Source organism: Psittacicella hinzii (assembly GCF_003585935.1).
In the GTDB taxonomy this organism is placed as follows: domain Bacteria; phylum Pseudomonadota; class Gammaproteobacteria; order Enterobacterales; family Psittacicellaceae; genus Psittacicella; species Psittacicella hinzii.
In genome coordinates, this window is sequence record NZ_NRJG01000200.1 from 1 (window position 1) to 1,599 (window position 1,599).

2 protein-coding genes are annotated in these 1,599 nt (G+C 33.6%); both read left to right on the plus strand.

Annotated features, from left to right (window positions below):
* Positions 1 to 585, plus strand: a 585-nt coding sequence (locus CKF58_RS08665) for an NIL domain-containing protein (RefSeq protein WP_119532753.1), incomplete at its 5' end; no start/stop codon positions are given.
* On the plus strand, positions 585 to 1,250 hold the full coding sequence (locus tag CKF58_RS08140) for a methionine ABC transporter permease (protein ID WP_119532754.1): 666 nt from the start codon (positions 585 to 587) through the stop codon (positions 1,248 to 1,250). The genes CKF58_RS08665 and CKF58_RS08140, both read left to right, overlap by 1 nt.
* The last annotated feature ends 349 nt before the right edge of the window (positions 1,251 to 1,599 follow it).

Below are 1,599 nucleotides of genomic sequence, written 5' to 3' on the forward strand. Positions count from 1 at the left end.
TCAGGTGGACAAAAGCAACGTGTAGGTATTGCTCGTGCCTTAGCAAATAATCCATCAATTCTTTTATGTGATGAAGCAACTTCGGCCCTTGATCCAGAGACAACACGTTCAATTCTTGAATTACTTAAAGATTTAAGTCATAAATTAAATTTAACCATTGTGCTTATCACTCACTCAATGGATGTAATTCGTACCATTTGTGATGAAGTATCAGTTATTGAGGCTGGACAAATTGTTGAGCAAGGTCCTGTAGCTGAAGTATTCCTCCATCCAGAACATAGTACGACTAAAAAATTATTATCAGAATCTGGGGTTGATAGTGAAGCTTGGAAATTATTACAAGATTCATTTAAAGGTCGTGTATTACGTATTACTTATAAAGGTAACGACGCGGCTAAACCTGTTATTGCACGTATTGGTACAAAATTACAAATTGAATTAAATATTCTACAAGGTACTGTAGGTACGATTGGAGAATTATCTTTTGGACAATTAGTAGTTTCAGTAGACTGTGATGATCAAAAATATGCTACTTTACAACAGTTCTTACGTGATGAAAATGTAGATTTTGAGGAGTTAGCATAATGCAAGAAATTTTAGATTTAATCGATTTTGAATTATTAGCCGAAGCTACAACCGATACTTTACTCATGGTAGTACTTACCATGTTCTTTACGGTGTTATTAGGCTTACCTCTTGGTCTACTGTTATTCTTATTAAGTCCAGGTCAATTACTTGAAAACAAATACGTTTATAGTGTAGTTTCGTTTTTAGTAAACGTATTACGTTCTGTACCATTTATTATTCTTTTAGTGGTAGCGATTCCGCTAACCAATTTATTAACAGGGACAACAATTGGAGTAAAAGGGATAGTTCCACCATTAGTTATTTCGGCTACTCCTTATTTTGGGCGTATGGTGCAAAATGTTTTACGCCAATTAGATTTAGGCATTATTGAAGCTTGTAAATCAATGGGAGCTACAACTCGCCAAACTGTTTTATGGGCAATTGTACCAGAAGCTGTGCCTGGGATTCTTGGAGCTTTAACTGTAACAACTGTTAGTGTAATTGGTTATACAGCAATGGGCGGTGTTGTAGGTGCTGGTGGTCTTGGTGACGTAGCGATTCGTTACGGTTACAACCGTTTTGAACCTGTAATGTTATGGTCAACTGTACCTATTATTATTCTAATTGTACAAGTAGTAGAATATTTAGGTGACAAATTAATGCGTAAATTTGATCATAAATAATGATCTCCATGGACGTTAAAATTTATTAATTGCTAATATTAAGAAACTTCTTTTACTTAGGTAAAGGAAGTTTTCTTTTTCTCAGCCGGATTAAATTATTTAATTCCTTAAGGTTGTAATAACAGTGCTTGGGATTATTGGAGTATGACGATAAATTAATTACGAGAATATTGCTCTCCTATTGATTGGTAGTGTATATTGCTTGTCAGTGGTGCAAATAGTTTCTGTAATAAGGTAATACTTTAATAAGGTCATAACTGTAATAAAGTTATAACAGGTAAAATTCCACTAGTGATTGCTAAAATTAATTTTTATTTATTTTAGTAAAAGTGTTATCTATGTTTAGACG

Excerpts from the sequence above, each read along its gene's own strand:
- CKF58_RS08140 (WP_119532754.1), top strand. The coding sequence starts at position 585 with ATGCAAGAAATTTTAGATTTAATCGATTTTGAATTATTAGCCGAAGCT.